This is a genomic window from Streptomyces sp. WM6378 (genome assembly GCF_001279695.1).
Lineage (GTDB): Bacteria > Actinomycetota > Actinomycetes > Streptomycetales > Streptomycetaceae > Streptomyces.
In genome coordinates this window covers 1-211 of sequence record NZ_LGDD01000282.1, presented here as the reverse complement: position 1 = coordinate 211, position 211 = coordinate 1, and the positions used below count along the sequence as shown (strand labels likewise).

Sequence of the window (211 nt, the reverse complement as noted above, 5' to 3'; positions counted from 1 at the left end):
GTAGACCCCGGCGATCTCCTCGACCCGGTCGGGCCGGAACGAGGTGATCATGGCGGGATTCACACCCCGGGCCGGGTTGGCGCCCTGATGGAGGATGTACAGGAAGCGTTCACCGCGGGTGCGGGTGGCGGGGATCCGGTAGGCGCGGATGTTGCGGCCGATCCGGCCCAGCGGCACTGCCCCGCGCGGTGGCGTGATCGACGCCTCCTGC

Annotated in this window: 1 protein-coding gene; it reads right to left on the bottom strand. The window is 71.6% G+C overall.

All coding sequences use genetic code 11. From position 1 onward, the window contains the following. A partial coding sequence (locus ADK54_RS21295; RefSeq protein ID WP_159047858.1) for a hypothetical protein occupies nt 1-211 on the bottom strand: 211 nt, incomplete at both ends.